Source organism: Flavihumibacter fluminis (assembly GCF_021491375.1).
GTDB classification, from domain to species: Bacteria; Bacteroidota; Bacteroidia; order Chitinophagales; family Chitinophagaceae; genus Flavihumibacter; species Flavihumibacter fluminis.
In genome coordinates this window covers 29194-44798 of sequence record NZ_JAKEVY010000008.1, presented here as the reverse complement: position 1 = coordinate 44798, position 15605 = coordinate 29194, and the positions used below count along the sequence as shown (strand labels likewise).

Annotated in this window: 10 protein-coding genes; 8 read left to right on the top strand and 2 right to left on the bottom strand. The window is 44.5% G+C overall.

From position 1 onward, the window contains the following. The first annotated feature begins 79 nt into the window (after positions 1-79). From L0U88_RS20310 to L0U88_RS20280, 7 genes are all read left to right on the top strand, one after another. The gene (locus L0U88_RS20310) at positions 80-3007 is read left to right on the top strand and encodes a serine hydrolase domain-containing protein (RefSeq protein WP_234868653.1); all 2928 of its coding nucleotides are present in this window, start codon (positions 80-82) and stop codon (positions 3005-3007) included. Positions 3008-3126: 119 nt separating this feature from the next. Then, positions 3127-4413 (top strand): phosphopyruvate hydratase, encoded by a 1287-nt coding sequence (eno, locus tag L0U88_RS20305; protein ID WP_234868652.1) that lies wholly within the window; start codon positions 3127-3129, stop codon positions 4411-4413. 47 nt (positions 4414-4460) lie between these two features. Further along, entirely contained in the window at positions 4461-4763 is a 303-nt protein-coding gene (locus L0U88_RS20300) for an FtsB family cell division protein (RefSeq protein WP_234868651.1), read from the top strand. Between the two features lie 182 nt (positions 4764-4945). Continuing rightward, positions 4946-5176: a hypothetical protein gene (locus L0U88_RS20295; RefSeq protein WP_234868650.1), complete on the top strand. Its 231-nt coding sequence runs from the start codon at positions 4946-4948 to the stop codon at positions 5174-5176. Further along, the gene (gene nth, locus L0U88_RS20290; RefSeq protein WP_234868649.1) at positions 5173-5844 is read left to right on the top strand and encodes an endonuclease III; all 672 of its coding nucleotides are present in this window, start codon (positions 5173-5175) and stop codon (positions 5842-5844) included. The genes L0U88_RS20295 and nth overlap by 4 nt, the downstream gene beginning before the upstream one ends. 229 nt (positions 5845-6073) lie before the next feature. Continuing rightward, positions 6074-7372 carry a murein L,D-transpeptidase catalytic domain-containing protein gene (locus L0U88_RS20285; protein ID WP_234868647.1) on the top strand — a complete coding sequence of 433 codons (1299 nt, stop codon included), beginning with the start codon at positions 6074-6076 and terminating at the stop codon, positions 7370-7372. A gap of 47 nt (positions 7373-7419) precedes the next feature. Then, positions 7420-9801, top strand: a complete 2382-nt coding sequence (locus L0U88_RS20280) for a hypothetical protein (RefSeq protein WP_234868646.1) — start codon at positions 7420-7422, stop codon at positions 9799-9801. On the opposite strand, the gene L0U88_RS20275 is transcribed toward L0U88_RS20280, so the two are convergent. After that, a complete protein-coding gene (locus L0U88_RS20275) occupies positions 9792-13421 on the bottom strand; it encodes a BamA/TamA family outer membrane protein (RefSeq protein WP_234868644.1) in 3630 nt (1209 codons plus the stop codon). The two genes, L0U88_RS20280 and L0U88_RS20275, sit on opposite strands and share 10 nt — an antisense overlap. Then, on the bottom strand, positions 13418-14293 hold the full coding sequence (locus L0U88_RS20270) for an SdiA-regulated domain-containing protein (protein ID WP_234868642.1): 876 nt from the start codon (positions 14291-14293) through the stop codon (positions 13418-13420). Before L0U88_RS20270 ends, L0U88_RS20275 begins: the two co-directional genes overlap by 4 nt. 68 nt (positions 14294-14361) lie before the next feature. On the opposite strand from L0U88_RS20270, the gene L0U88_RS20265 reads away from it, so the two are divergent. Beyond that, positions 14362-15600: a Pycsar system effector family protein gene (locus L0U88_RS20265; protein ID WP_234868640.1), complete on the top strand. Its 1239-nt coding sequence runs from the start codon at positions 14362-14364 to the stop codon at positions 15598-15600. Positions 15601-15605 lie beyond the last annotated feature (5 nt).

Sequence of the window (15605 nt, the reverse complement as noted above, 5' to 3'; positions counted from 1 at the left end):
TCTGCCGCTGCGCTTCCCACCCGACCGGTGGATGCGGGAATTTGCTGAATTGTGCGGTATTTTTCAGTAACTTAGGCAGATGAAACAAATCTGGTTATTGGCAGCTGCCCTGTTCGCAGCCGGCAGCCTTACGGCACAAAAGAAATCAGCCCTGAATGCAGATCAGTGGGTAGACAGTGTATTCAAAACACTGAACAATGATCAGAAGATCGCTCAGTTAATGATTGTCCGAAGTTCCGGCATGAAAAACGGGATACCTGTTTTTTACGATAAGGAAGTGGAAGAGGCGATCAAAAAATACAATATCGGTGGCATCTGTGTTTTCCAGGGCGGGCCTGTTCAGCATGCCCTGCGCATCAATAATTTTCAGCAACTGGCTAAAACTCCCTTACTGGTAACCGTAGACGGAGAATGGGGATTGGGTATGCGCTTCGATAGCGTGATGAGTCTGCCACGCCAGGTAATGCTGGGGGCAACCAATGATCCTTCGTTGATGTATGATTATGGAAAGGCCGTGGCGGAACAGTGCAAACGGGTCGGGATCCAGGTAAACTATGCACCGGTTGTTGATATCAATAATAATCCGGCGAATCCTGTAATCGGAGAACGTTCTGCCGGCGAGGATAAGTTTAAAGTTACAGAATTAGGTATCCAGTATATGAAAGGCCTACAGGATCATGGAGTAATGGCCTGTGCAAAACATTTCCCAGGACATGGCGATGTTGCTGTTGATTCACATTACGATCTGCCACTTATTCCTAAATCACGGCAGGAGCTGGATTCTATGGAACTCTATCCCTTTCGCAAAATGATCGAGGCCGGAGTGGGTAGCGTAATGGTTGGGCATCTGGCTGTTCCTGCCATTGATGACGCCAAAAACCGCCCCAGCTCGGTATCAGCCAAACACATCAATGAACTCCTGAGAAAGGAGCTTGGCTTCAAAGGCTTAACCTTTACCGATGCCCTGGAAATGAAAGGTATTGCGAATTATTATCCTGATGGGGAAGCATCCGCACAATCGTTGATTGCCGGCAACGATCTGCTTTGCCTGCCTGGAGATATCCCCGGAGGAATCCAGGCAGTTAAAAAAGCTATACGCAAAAAGCGACTCACCTGGGCCAGCATTAACGAAAAAGTACGGAAAGTTCTGTATGCTAAGTACCAATATGGCCTTGCTAATCTAAATCCGATTGACCTTCACAACTTAACGGCGGACCTGAATAAAGATATTCCTGCCCTCCGCCGAAGAGTGGCGGAGGAAGCAATTACTGTTTTGCGCAATGAAAACAGGGCCATTTTTCCGTTGCAGCCAGGCACCAACCGCAGGGTTGCCTATGTTGCAATTGGTACCAACCAGGATAATTTATTGGCCAACCGCATGCGGAAAGATTATGGAGCCCATACTTATTTTTTCAGCAATAAGCTGGATGAAAATGCTGCCAATTCGCTGATTCAGTTTATGATCGGTCAGTACGATGTTGTAATTGCAGGAGTCCATTCTTATAACCGAACACCAGCCCGCAATTTTGGATTGAATCCGGCTGGTTTACATCTGCTTGGACATCTTCGGGATAATATCCCAACAATAACCGTGTTTTTTGGCAACCCCTATGCTATTAAAAATGCCTGTGATAACAAGGTCTTACTGGCGGCTTATGATGATGATCCCATTACCCAGGAAACTGCCGCCGATCTGATCAATGGAAAGATCCGTCCCAAAGGCAAATTGCCGGTATCAGTATGCCCTGAACTTCCGGTAGGGACAGGCCTGGTAACACAGCGACTGCTTCCCGAAACCTGGCCAGGTAATCTTGGATTCAGGTACGACCAGCTGGTAAAAATTGACTCCGTTTGCCTGGATGCCATTAAACAACAGGCCATTCCGGGAGCAGTGGTGCTGGTGGCCCGGGACGGTAAGATCGCTTTTGAACGGTCCTATGGTACTTATACTTACAATGATTCCACCCCCATGTATTGCGAAACCATCTTTGATATGGCCTCTGTTACAAAAATCATGGCTACCACTTTATCTGTCATGAAACTGGTGGATGAAGGGCGGCTGGACATCAATAAAACACTGGGTGATTACCTGGTATGGACCATAGGGTCGGATAAAGCCGGATTGAGAATCAAGGATATTTTATTACACGAAGCCGGACTGAAATCTTTTATCCCATTTTACCGGGAGACAATAGATCCGGTTGACGGCAGTCCAAATGGGGCCATTTATTCCAACTGGCCTGATAGCGTTTACTCCATTCGGGTAGCAGAGAACGTTTTCTTACGTAAAGATTTTACCGATACCCTGCACAAGCGCATATTACAAAGCGAACTCGGGCCGGCAGGTAAGTATGTGTATAGCGACAATGATTTTATCTTTCTCGGAAGGATAGTAGAAGCCATTACTGGTCAGGATCTGGACACCTACACCCGATCCACTTTTTATGAACCACTAGGACTTACCAATACAGGCTTTAAGCCAAGAACCCGATTCCCTGCAGGGTATATGGCGCCTACCGAAACAGAACCCGTATTCCGGAAACAACGTTTGCAGGGGGATGTACATGATCCCGGCGCCGCCATGTTTGGTGGTGTGGCTGGCCATGCAGGGCTATTCAGTACTGCTTATGACCTGGCGGTATTATCCCAGTTGCTACTGAGTAAGGGAACCCTGCAGGGACAAACATTTTTCAAACCATCAACAGTGGATCTGTTTACGGTTTACGCCAGCGGGATCAGTCGCCGCGCGCTGGGTTTTGATAAACCCGAGCGCGACAATCCCATTCGCAAAGAACCCTATCCTGCAACGTATGCATCACCTGAAACTTTTGGTCATACCGGTTTTACCGGCACCTGCGTATGGATTGATCCCAAATACAACCTTACCTATATTTTTCTCAGTAACCGGGTGGTGAATAATGGTGATCCCAACAAATTTTTGAGAATGAGCGTACGACCGAAAGTGCAGGATATCATCTATCGGTCAATGGGTGTTGGAGAAAAGTGAGGTAAGGATTCCTCTGACATTTCACGTCTGACGTCTCACGTCTCACGTTTCACTTTTCCTTACATTTGTGTCCGCTTGCTGTACACACATTCATCTCAAAACCAAACAAGCAAAAAACAATGAGTTACATTTCCGAAGTACACGCCCGGCAGATATTGGATAGCCGCGGTAATCCCACTGTAGAAGTTGATGTAATAACCGATGAAGGTGCACTCGGCCGCGCAGCCGTTCCCAGTGGCGCCAGTACCGGAATTCATGAAGCGGTTGAGCTTCGGGACAACGACAAGAAAAAATATGTAGGAAAGGGCGTTTTGAAAGCGGTAAAGAATGTAAATACAGTAATCGCTGACAAGCTGCTGGGTTGGGATGTATCCGACCAGGCTGGCATCGACAATCTGATGATCCAGTTGGATGGCACTCCAAACAAAGCAAAGTTGGGCGCCAATGCGCTGCTTGCCGTTTCAATGGCTGCCGCCAAAGCTGCTGCAATTGAAGCTGGACTGCCCCTTTACCGTTATATCGGCGGAACCAATGCCAAAACATTGCCTGTTCCCATGATGAATATTCTGAACGGTGGAGCACATGCTGATAATAAAATTGATTTCCAGGAATTTATGATCATGCCTATTGGCGCTCCCAGTTTTTCTGAAGGATTGCGCTGGGGTGTAGAAATCTTCCACACGCTGAAATCCGTACTTAAAAAGAAAGGGTACAGTACCAATGTAGGTGATGAAGGTGGATTTGCACCCAATATCCAGAGCAATGAAGAAGCAATCGAAACAGTACTGGAAGCCATTTCTGCTGCAGGCTATAAAACCGGATCCCAGATCATGATCGCAATGGACGCAGCTAACTCTGAACTTTGGGATGCTAAAACCAAAAAGTATATTTTCCATAAGAGCGACGGTAAAAAAATGAGCCCTGATCAACTGGTGAAATACTGGGAGAGCTGGGTGAAGCAATACCCCATTGCATCCATTGAAGATGGTATGGCGGAAGACGACTGGAATGGTTGGAAAGCTTTGACAGATGCAGTTGGAACCAAGTGCCAGTTGGTGGGTGATGACCTGTTTGTAACCAATGTTACCCGTCTGCAGCAGGGCATTGATAAGAAAATCGGTAATGGTTTGCTGGTAAAAGTGAACCAGATTGGAACCATAACAGAAACCATCAACGCAGTAACCCTGGCACAGCACAACGGATACAATACAATCATGAGTCACCGCAGTGGAGAAACCGAAGATACCACCATCGCTGACCTTGCTGTGGCATTGAATTGCGGACAGATCAAGACCGGTTCTGCCAGTCGTACCGACCGTATGGCCAAGTACAACCAGCTTATCCGCATTGAAGAAATGCTGAATGAAACGGCTATCTATCCGAAAAATCTTAAATTCGGAAAATAAACTACTGAAACAGTCGGATAGTTTTGCTATCCGACTGTTCCTAACCCATGCAGAAGATACTTTCCCATATCCCGGGTTTCCTTAAGAATAAATACATTCTTACACTCCTGTTCTTTGCTGTCTGGATGGTGTTTTTTGACGACCGGGATATCATTACTACTCATTTCCGTTATAAAAAAGAGTTACGGAACCTGGAGGATAGTAAAGCCTATTATCAGGAGCAGATTGCTGAAACCAGGAAAGAGCTGGAGCAATTGAAAAACGACCCTCAAACCCTGGAACGCTATGCCCGCGAAAGATATCGCATGAAAAGGGCCGATGAAGATCTCTATATTATTGAAGATCAATAATTAGCGATAAGGTTTTGGAAAATTGTAAGATTCCCCTAATTCACTGTAGAAACGCTTCGAAAAAAAAGTAAAATTATTTTTAGGTTATCGCAATAATCTATTTATAACGATCGTTTTATAGTCGGACGAAACCCCGGACTGGACCCCGGGTAATTTATTTACTGGACAAAAATGGTTTGCTTATGTCAATCTTTACACAGGAAGATTTACTACTTTATTTGTACAAAGAAACTTCCGCTCAGCAAAACGCTTTAATCGAAGCTGCTCTTCAACAGGATTATGAACTCCGTCAGAGTTTAGCTACCTTGCAGGAATCCATCCAATTACTCGATCAGCCTTCTGTAGCACCCCGTACTGAGGTGGTATTGAATGTTCTGAACTACGCGAGAGAAGTGGTGGAAACTGGCGCATGACGATTAAAGAAAGGTATTCAAAAGTAATAGCGTATTTTCAACAACAGGCCCCCAATGCTGAAACGGAATTATTGTATGATAATCCGTTTCAGTTGTTGGTGGCCGTTGTTTTGTCAGCCCAATGTACAGACAAGCGGGTCAATCTCACCACCCCCGCCCTGTTTGAGCGCTTTCCGGATGCAGAAGCGCTTTCCAACGCCTCAGTGGAAGAAGTTTTCGCTCTCATCAGGAGCATTTCCTATCCCAATAACAAAGCCAAGCATCTGGTTGGACTGGGGAAAATGTTGATGGAACAATTTAATGGAGAAGTTCCCATGACAGTGGAAGAGCTGGTTCGACTTCCTGGGGTGGGTCGGAAAACTGCTAATGTTATAACTTCTGTTGTGGACGCTCAGCCCAATATGGCCGTTGATACCCATGTATTCAGGGTATCTGCAAGATTGGGATTAACAAAAAACGCCCGAACCCCGCTGGCGGCTGAAAAACAATTGATCAGACATCTTCCGAAAGAGCTGGTGCATATTGCGCACCATTGGTTAATTCTTCATGGCAGGTATGTTTGCACCGCAAGATCCCCTCAATGTTCAGGTTGTGGCCTCAGCGATATTTGTGTTTTTTACAAGCGGACTCAAGCAAAACAACCAACCAAAACTACTCATGGTAAGTAGGTAATTTAAGGGCTAATCTGTATAAAAAAGTACTGTTTATTCGTCGAAAAATGCAGTCCGTTCGTCGAAGGGGCAAAATACAATCATTTGAAAATCAGCTAAATAAATCAAATAGTAAGTTTACTATAGGGTAAATTCAGCAGATTTTACCTTGCGGGCCAGCATAAAAGCTGCTACTTTTCGTTTTAGTTATAATCCGCATTCTGTTAAAAACGAAAATGTACCCCTTATGAAGACTAAGCTCTACGTAGCTGGAATTAGCGGCTGTTTGCTATTGCTGATTGCAATATACCAGCCGTTCGTTCGATTCACTTCTAAATCCGTAGCACAATCGACTGAAGATTTATCCGCTGGTCGATCTGTCCTGAATTATGAGCAGGCAGCCATACCAGGGCTTGAGGTTAAAACACCTGCAAAAGTTGCGATAGTAAACAAGGCTGAAGTAGCGGAGATTCGCAAAAATCCTAAAAAAGTTAAAGCTGTTCTGGCTAAAACCCAACCCAAAGCAAAAACAATCAGTGAAGTTGAGCCGGTTGCTAAAAAATCTGAAGAAATGGTTGCCAGTTTGCTGAAAAAAGAAGCCGAGGAGGATAACCTGCATCCATATGTGGCATCCAGCAAAACTGCAAGTCGTCGGGTAAAAAATAAAACCCCAAAACCTGAAGTGGAGATGCCTGAGGAGGTATTGGTGAATGCCAGTCCGAAGCGCCCTGGAAGAACAGTTATCAATTACGACAATGAAGAAACCGTTGTAAATACTTCGTATAAAACAGAAGCGGAAAATATTGTTAATACAAGTAAGGATCGATTCCCTCATGGAAATGAGGCAGCCAATGAAGTTCGGGTTGAAACCGGAGCGGATGCTGCTGTAGCCGTGGCTAAAGTTGAAAAGAAAGAAAAAACGTACAGTTTCCGTGGCAAAACAGAGGTTAAGTCCAGTTTGTATAAATACATTCCTCCCTTCTGGGACGGATTTTCACCGGAAATCGGAAATGAATCAGCCGATCGAACTGAAGTTATCCAGAAAGCCAAAAAGCTGGCGGCTATGGCGAATAAAGGGGGGTATAATAATGAATATGCCTTCCTGCTGGATATGAGCGTAAAATCCAACAAGTATCGTTTTTTCATTGTGAACCTGAAAACCATGCGAATTGAAAAGAGTGCACTGGTTGCACAGGGAAGAGGTAAACAAAACCTGAACCTGGATAAAGAGTATTCCAATACTCCGGGTAGTAACTGCAGTTCGCTGGGGGTTTATAAAGTTGGCAAGTCTTATCAGGGTGATTTCGGCCTTTCCTACCGTTTACATGGACTGGAAACTTCCAATAGCAATGCCCTGAAACGTTATATTGTACTCCATGCCATGGGAACAGTACCGGATCTTGAAACCAATTTCCCAATCTGGCAGAGTGAAGGCTGTCCGTCTGTTGCACCAAAAATCATGGAAAAGCTGAGCGATATGATCGATAACAGCAAGAAACCCATACTGATGTGGATGTATGACGACACGTACATTCCGATGATGTAGAATTGGTTAATTTTGTAGTCGTTTGCATTAAGGCAACGGTCAACAAGATGGAACCGAATTATTCAGGGGAACAGGAAATCCAATCCCGATTATCCTTCGCCCCACTGGTAGATGCATGGGCCAGAACGGCAGCAGAAGGCAGACCTGGAACGCGCAAGCTCTACCAAACATTGCTGGATCGAATTAAGCGGCATCCAGAACTGCTGGAGCCGATAGAAGATATCTCCATTTTAAAAGAACACGAGGAATGGGTAGACATGCTAATGGCTACCCTTTTCCCTGTTTCCTACTCTGATCAGGAAGATCTCTATGGAGTAGGGCTTCCCTTCGGCAGGGAAATGATTTACTGCAGTAAACGTTTTCGGGAGTTGTTCCTGGATGCATCCGGTAAGCTGAACAGCATTCCTGAAGAAGTAGCTACCCAGCACCTGCAGGAAGAAAAATGTGCATCCGCCTATAAACTAATACTTTCCCAGTTATACGGTCAGAACATTGACGGAAATGTTACCAGTATTGTAAGGCTGCCCAATCCACAAACGGGACTGGATATCTATTATGAACTTGATCTGGATACGACGTTCATTAAAGTGCATGCTCAGGGGGAACTTCCGGATGTTTCCAGTTTACCGCAATGTTGTAATGTAACAGATGTGTTGCAGCAGGATAAACTGCGAAAGCTTTTTCCACTCGAAAAATTTCGGTTTGAGGGAATTACCGTTGTCCGGATTAAAGATGTAACACATCGGGAGGTTATCAATTCCATCAAAAATATCTTACTGGAACAGCACGGTTTTGGCGAAAATCAGGTATTCCATCAAATCGAGCGACAGGTTCAGGCGCTGATGGGTATCCCTGATCTGAAAATGGGGGTCACTCCGTTTTTTAGGGTCAATGAACATCAGATTGTGGCTGAACAATTCACGCATCACAGTATCCTGCTTAAAGCAGATGGCAGTCAAAAAGGAACGGATAATCTCTGTAAGATTTTTCAGGAATTATTTAAAGAAACCGATCAGCCTTTGCTGATCTCATCAATTACGCATGAGTGGTTGGAACGTTATCCGATGCTTATGAATCTTACTTCCATCGGGTATTACAGCGCTGCCTTTTTCCCGTTAAAAAGCATGGGAAAATTAATTGGTATTTTATCGGTGGTTCATAAGGAGGCGCATGCAATCAAACACCAGCATCTGAGTGAAGTTGTGGAAGCCATTCCGCTATTTGTATTAGCCATGGAACAGGCTGCGGAAACGCTGGATAATGAAGTTGACAAAGTTATCAAACAGCATTTCACTGCCGTACAAAGTTCAGTAGAATGGAAATTCACAGAAGCGGCACTTCAGTTTATTGCAACCAAGGCAAAAGGAGGTAAAGCAAAAATTGAACCGATCGTATTTGATCAGGTATTTCCATTGTATGGTGCAATAGATATTCGCAATTCATCCATTGAGCGAAACCTTGCCATTCAGCAGGATCTGCTGGAACAGCTGAGGTATGCGGGAGAAGTAGTGCAGAAAGCGAAGGAAAAAACAAATATGCCACTGCTTCAGGAAGTGGCCTACCGAATTGAGAAATACAGTTACAATGTTTCCAATATCCTGTTTTCCGGTGATGAGGTCATCATTGATCATTTTCTTCGGAATGAAGTGGTGGAGCTATTTGAACACCTACGTGTTTTGCTTCCGGAACTAGGTGCCTTTGTAGATGGATATTTTGAGCAGATAGATCCTGCTATCCGTTTAAAAGTTACTCACCGGCACGAGTTTGAAGAAAGCATAACGTTTATCAATCAGGAACTTGCCCGCTTTATTGATGCAGAACAGGATGTAGCGCAAAAAATTTATCCGCATTATTTTGAGCGATTTGTGACTGATGGTGTGGATTTCAATATGTATATCGGTCAGTCTATTACACCGGACAAACCTTTTGATACTTTTTATCTGAAGAATTTGAAGATGTGGCAGTTGACTACCCTTACAAGGGCTGCGAGGCTGGCTAACCAGTTGCAGACAAGGATATCCAATCCTTTAAAAACAACGCAACTGATACTTGCTCACAGCGTTCCGATTTCCATCAGTTTCAGAACTGCTGAGCGAAAATTTGATGTGGATGGCGCTTATAACATCCGCTATGAAATAATCAAGAAGCGTATTGATAAGGTGCATGTAAAGGGTAGCAATGAAAGGCTAACGCAACCTGGCAAACTGGCAATTGTTTTCTCTCAGTCGCGCGAAGCTGCAGAATACCTGGATTATATTGAATTCCTTCAAAATCAGCGCATGCTGCTGCACGACCTTGAGCAGCTGGAGCTGGAAGAACTTCAGGGAGTGGTAGGACTAAAGGCACTTCGGGTAAGTATCAATATGGAACCAGACGAATCTGAAAGCACCGAAAACAAACCGGAGGTTATTGAGATCGTTCAGAATTGAAATCCCAGGCTGACAAAAGGAAGTCCGCCTTCTTCTGATTGACCATAACAGGCAGCCAGAACAAACCGGTTGGCGGGTGCCAGCCAAATGCCGCCACCATAACCCAGGTGCCAGCGCCTGGAACTTTCGTTCTTCAGCCATACCCGGCCTAGATCCTGAAAGAATAACAGTCCGAGTGTACCCGGCAAAATATAACCTCTGAGTTCAGTCAGTTTGATCCGAAGGTCAAGGTTGTTGTAGAATCGTTTGTTGCCTGCGAATCTGAAATTGCGGTAACCCCTGAGGCTTTCATTCCCACCCAGGTATTGTGCCTGGAAAAATTCATAGTTCCCGTAGTTGGCACCACCGCCAATTCTTCCAGCCAATACTACCTGGTTAGGAGCTATAAGGTTAACAAAATAAGAGAAAGTGGATTCCCACTGCGTGAATGAATTTGAAATCCTGCTAACGCCATTTATCCATCTCGCCGTATTAATCCAATGTACACCCCTGGTGGGGGCTGTTTGATTATTCCGGGTATCCAATACCGTTTGAGCCTGCAAGCCCAGATAGGTTTTTTTCTGCTTTAACCGCTCCTGATCGAGGCCGCTCTCCGGTTTTGTAATGAAACGATCTTGGTTGTCATCGTAATCAATCCAGTAATGTTGAAATACAGGGCCTGCATTCAACTGTAGAGAAGGTGCCGGATCATACTTTGCAAGGGCAGCCAATTCGAAAAGGTTGAAGCGGGATCTGTAATACGTGATATTGATCTGGTCGGTTTTTACAAATTTTGTCTGATTTCCAAATCCAAAAAAGTTTCGGGTATTGTTGGGGGCTTTCAGGTTAGCAAAAAATCGAAAGGAAGGCGCATCAAATAAATATCGAAACTGGTAAGCTCCCGTTGCTACTGCATAATAAGCATTGAATTGATGCTGGTAAGCAAAGGGTTCTTTTCTGAACCGGTGATGTGTTGATCGAAGGCCAGCCCCCAGAAAAACACCATCATCCCGGTTGTAAGTTGCCAGAAGAAGAGGTGTTGTGATATTGTAACGAAAACTTTTCCGATCGTAGTTGTGTACAGATGGCAGATGGGAAAATTTTTTTTTCAGCTTTCCTGGCCCGGTTAGTTGATTGGCTTCCTGTTCTATATCGTACCATTTAATGTCAGAGGACCGGTTACCGGATTGATCAAGTACCAGGCTGTCATTTCCTTCACCGCTGATAATACGGACGGTAAAACCTCTTGGCATTTCACCCCTGATATGAAAAACATCGCTCCCTTTTAGTCCATATAGTCTGAGTTCTCTGGTTATAAAAGGGTCGATCCGTTGTTCAGATAATTTGTCAGACGGTTTCCCTTCTTTGTTGATATCAAAAATGGTCAGCTTTAAGTCTCCCTTTTCTTTCCATTCCAGTTCAAACCAGTCTTTTTTGTTGGATCCCGCTATATCAATTGTCCTGTGTAAAAAAGACTGGTATTCCAACACTTCATCAACAAAAAATAGTTTTCTCTTTTTTAAAATAGCTGCAATAGTGCCTGCCTGCATGGATTGAAGCTCTGTGGGTTGTGCAGCAAGGGCACTATCAATTACAGCATCCGAAATTTGCTTGACCAATTGAATGCTTAATTTCTCCCAATCCGCTCTGCTGGTTCGGTTTAAAAAACTTCTGTCAAAATAACGGGCATTATAATTAAAGCGATTGATATTCTCTGCCTGTATATTGAACCCCTGGAATTTTGGCAGCAACCAGGATCTGCTGATAAGCCAGGGGATCCAGCCACGGTTGGTAAAGAAAGCCTGATCACGATCACGGGGAATCGGAAAATAAATTCGACCTTCTTTTGTGTTTCTGCTGCCCCAACGCCACTGGTCATCATGGCGGTCAAAATCCATTATAAACATGTCCAGCAGGCGTGCTTTTAAAACAGCCTGCTGATCTGTAATATTGTCGTTGTCTTTTCTAATGGCTTCAAGTACTTTATCTGTGCTGTAGGTTTTTGCCAGGCCATCCGGTTCGCGTGGTTCGAAAAGATAGAGTTTGTTTCCAAAATCAGCGCGATACTGACCCAGGGCAGGATCATTTGGCAGAAAAACCAGCTTTGGTTTAGTATGAGGAATTCCGGCTGCTTTTGCTAAACCAGGAACTGATAATGCTGCATATGGATAGGAGGCTGAAATGCCATCAACAATCGCATCCTTTACGAAAGTTTGCCGCAATTCTTCTGGCAGGGTTTTGTCAGGATATTTCTCAATACTTCTCAAGACATATTCCCTGCCGCTGCTGTCTTCCAGTCGGAGTGAACGGCTTTGCATACCACCGCCCCGTTTGGTTGGATGTAATCCGCCGTTAAAATCTTTTATAGAGAAAACGGGCACTTTTACCGGCGTTGTCCATTCCTGCCGGTAATTGGATCCGAAAATTAGTTGCCTGAGTCTGCCGGCTGTAAAGTAAGGTGCAGCTGCCAGTGAGATGCTATCCGGCCATTTTGAAACGGGTAAATCTGCAGTGTCAGACGTTTTGGGGGCTGGGAGCAAAATAACTTGCCTGTATACTTCCTGATGTGTTACTTCACCAGCTTCCATAAATACCAGTTGCATTTTTCCATCTGTAAACCATTGCAGTTTTGCATAACCGGTGGTTGAAAAACTAATTTGGTCACCATTATTTTTTCTGTGCCTGGTTGCTTTGGATCCGGCACCGCTAACTATGTAGTGCTGGTTATTGATCCGGATATGTTGCAGGCCATGTTCATGACCGGCAAAGCGGAGTACGCGTCCATGATAAGTCAACAGCGAGTCTATTCTGGACGACATGTTTTTGTATGTGGGATGTTTGTTGTCCTGGATATTCCCAAAACCACCTCGTACTATAGGGTAAATGGAACCAATGATAGGAAGGGGTATATAAAGTTTGGGATTGATTTCTGTAAGTGGGAAAAGATGCTGCCTGAACTGATAATAACCTCCATGGATACCCGAAGAAACAAAAGGATGGTGACTCAGAAACAGAATGGTCTTCTCTCTGTTCCGGTACAGGATTTCCTGCAGACGGAACAATACTTCTTCTTCGGTATTGCAATCGCAGTCGCTGCTAATACCAGGTTTTTCTGTTTGCTGCAGCCACCACTGACTATCCATGATGATAACCGTTAGTTGATCACTCAGGTTTCGTTCTTCGGGGCCGGGACAGCCATCAGCAGGTAGGAAAAACAAGTTGGGAAGATTGAGGTTTTGTATGTATTCCCCCTGGTTTTTTACCTGTTGCCATCCGTTACTATGGCCCTTTGCCCAATCGTGGTTGCCAGGAATAAAATAGATTTGATCTGCCAGTTGCACCCCTGCTTTCCATTGCGTATCAAGAATTGCTTTGTACCTGGAGTAATGCTTGCTCTGTTCATCCGGTAAACCGGCAGGGTAGATATTATCTCCGAGGAAAAACAATGCGGTTGCTTTCCCGTTTTTCGAATGCTGGCTTTGCAGCAGTTTATTTAATACCGGGTGTTGATTATTTGTCAATTCGCCAGCGTCGCCTATAAAGATTATTTCCTGTACTACGGAATCTGTTTGTGCGGATACCAGCATTGAACCCAATATCAGAAGGGATGAAAACAGGAGTCTGATTGCGAAGGGGTTCATTTATTTATGGTTTGAATGTTGGTCTCAGCTTGTTCCGGATCAAACGGGAAATAGAGCAGGGTCGCTTTGGACTGACGGCCTTCATTGGAAATATAAAGATCTCCATTAGGGGCAAAGCAAAGACCTTCCGGTTGTTGAAACAGGTCGGGGTTCAATCCATATACTGATTCCGGTTGTCCCTCCCTGTTACAGACTGCGAGTAGTTTGGCTGTTGAGGATAGTATATACAAATCGCCAGTAATCGGATGAAAAGCTGCAGCGGAAGGCTGAAATTCAATGGTATCATCTTTGGCCAGCTTACGAAAAATATCCCATCCTATTTGCACTACTGGTTGTTCTTCCAGCTGGTGAGTGTTCAGGTTAAAAGCCCATCCGAACACAACAGGTTCTCCTTGACCGCAGTTCTTACAAAAAAGCAATAGTCGGTTCTGATCCTGGTCGTAGGCAATACTTTCGAATTCTGTGTATTTGCTAAAGCTCAACGGGTAATCAGCCAGTAGTTTTCCGTTTCGTCCATCCAGCAGAAATAGACTTCCGTCGCTTCTCAGTACATAGTATCCTTCTGGTGTTCGGACGATATCTTCATAGTCGCCTTTTTCTCCAAAACTCAGGGTGTTGATTTTGCCAGAAGTAGTAGATAGTACGAAGAGTTTTCCCTGTTCATCGTTTATGGCAGCCAGTTGGCCATTATTATGAAAACTGATTCCCGATATTTCGCGAAGTGGCTTCTTAAGTAACAGTGTATGGGAAGGCTGATTCGGATAACCGGGAAGGGCAGGCACAAAACAAACACCGCTCAGTTGATTACAGGATAAAAAACCTGTTACAACCAACAGCGATAGAAAACTATTCCAGGTAAGACGGTGGAACATGACTGCAAGTTAGTTTCACCTGAGATTCAATGCTTGATTTGCGTTAATTTAGTTTAATAAACAGCTACATGGAAGCAAATTCGGGCATTCTGGATAAGGCGGCTAACCAGGTTCGGCAACATTTTGAAAAAAACGTTCCGGCAACGCTTTATTTTCATGACCTCCACCATACCCTTCAGGTAGTGGATGCTTCCAGCCAGATGGCAGCTGCCATGCACCTTCCGGAGGAGGACCGGCTTGCTTTGCTGCTCGCTGCCTGGTTTCATGATGCGGGATATAGTACACAATATGAGGGGCATGAAGAATACAGCGTTGAAATTGCCTGTAAGTTTTGCAGGGAGCAGGGACTGGCAGAGGCCCTGATTGCTAAAATGAGTTCCTGCATTCTGGCTACCAGCATGCCTCAGTCGCCGGCTAACCCTATTGAGCAGATCATCTGTGATGCTGATATGGCGCATCTTGGGTCCGCCCATTATCCGGAGGAAAGTAAATTACTCAGAAAGGAAATCAATACTGTCTTTAATAAAGACATCAGTAAAAAAGCGTGGCGAAGAACGAATATTCGGTTTCTTCAGGAGCATCGGTATTTTACGGAGTATGCGCGTACTCATTTTGAGCCGGTTAAACAGGCGCATTTAAAGGCATTGCTGGATAAGGAAGCAGCTGCTAAAGGAGAAACTGTTGAAACCCCTGTAGGCACCATCGAAGATGTGCCCGCATTGGAGCCAACCAGTACAGAAAAGGAAAAGAAACCGGTTGATAAAGCCAGTCAATCGCGAACCGACAGGGGCATTGCTACGATGTTCCGTATCATGAGTGAAAATCATGTGAGCCTTAGTCAAATGGCAGATAGCAAAGCCAATATTATGATCTCGGTTAATACCATCGTGTTATCTATATTGGTTTCTGTTTTATTGGGAAAATTGCAATATTACCCTCAGTTTATTCTGCCTACAGCAATACTGGCATTGGTTTGCCTGACGGCTGTAATCTTTGCCATTCGTGCAACCCGTCCAACTATAACGGGGGGTGTTTTTACGGAAGAAGACATTCGTCAGAAAAAGGCTAATCTCTTGTTCTTTGGCAATTTTTTTAAAATGGAACTGAAAGAGTACGAATGGGGTATGAAAGAAATGATGAACGATAGTGAGTATCTGTACGATAGTATGATAAAAGATATTTATTACCTCGGTAAAGTGCTGGCAAGGAAATATTATTATTTGCGTATTTCCTATAATGTATTTATGTATGGCCTGGTGGTGGCGGTTCTTTCTTTTGCGATTGCCAGTTTTATTGGAATGAAATAACCCGG

Excerpts from the sequence above, each read along its gene's own strand:
- L0U88_RS20310 (WP_234868653.1), top strand. The coding sequence starts at position 80 with ATGAAACAAATCTGGTTATTGGCAGCTGCCCTGTTCGCAGCCGGCAGC.
- eno (WP_234868652.1), top strand. The coding sequence starts at position 3,127 with ATGAGTTACATTTCCGAAGTACACGCCCGGCAGATATTGGATAGCCGC.
- L0U88_RS20300 (WP_234868651.1), top strand. The coding sequence starts at position 4,461 with ATGCAGAAGATACTTTCCCATATCCCGGGTTTCCTTAAGAATAAATAC.
- L0U88_RS20295 (WP_234868650.1), top strand. The coding sequence starts at position 4,946 with ATGTCAATCTTTACACAGGAAGATTTACTACTTTATTTGTACAAAGAA.
- nth (WP_234868649.1), top strand. The coding sequence starts at position 5,173 with ATGACGATTAAAGAAAGGTATTCAAAAGTAATAGCGTATTTTCAACAA.
- L0U88_RS20285 (WP_234868647.1), top strand. The coding sequence starts at position 6,074 with ATGAAGACTAAGCTCTACGTAGCTGGAATTAGCGGCTGTTTGCTATTG.
- L0U88_RS20280 (WP_234868646.1), top strand. The coding sequence starts at position 7,420 with ATGGAACCGAATTATTCAGGGGAACAGGAAATCCAATCCCGATTATCC.
- L0U88_RS20275 (WP_234868644.1), bottom strand. The coding sequence starts at position 13,421 with ATGAACCCCTTCGCAATCAGACTCCTGTTTTCATCCCTTCTGATATTG.
- L0U88_RS20270 (WP_234868642.1), bottom strand. The coding sequence starts at position 14,293 with ATGTTCCACCGTCTTACCTGGAATAGTTTTCTATCGCTGTTGGTTGTA.
- L0U88_RS20265 (WP_234868640.1), top strand. The coding sequence starts at position 14,362 with ATGGAAGCAAATTCGGGCATTCTGGATAAGGCGGCTAACCAGGTTCGG.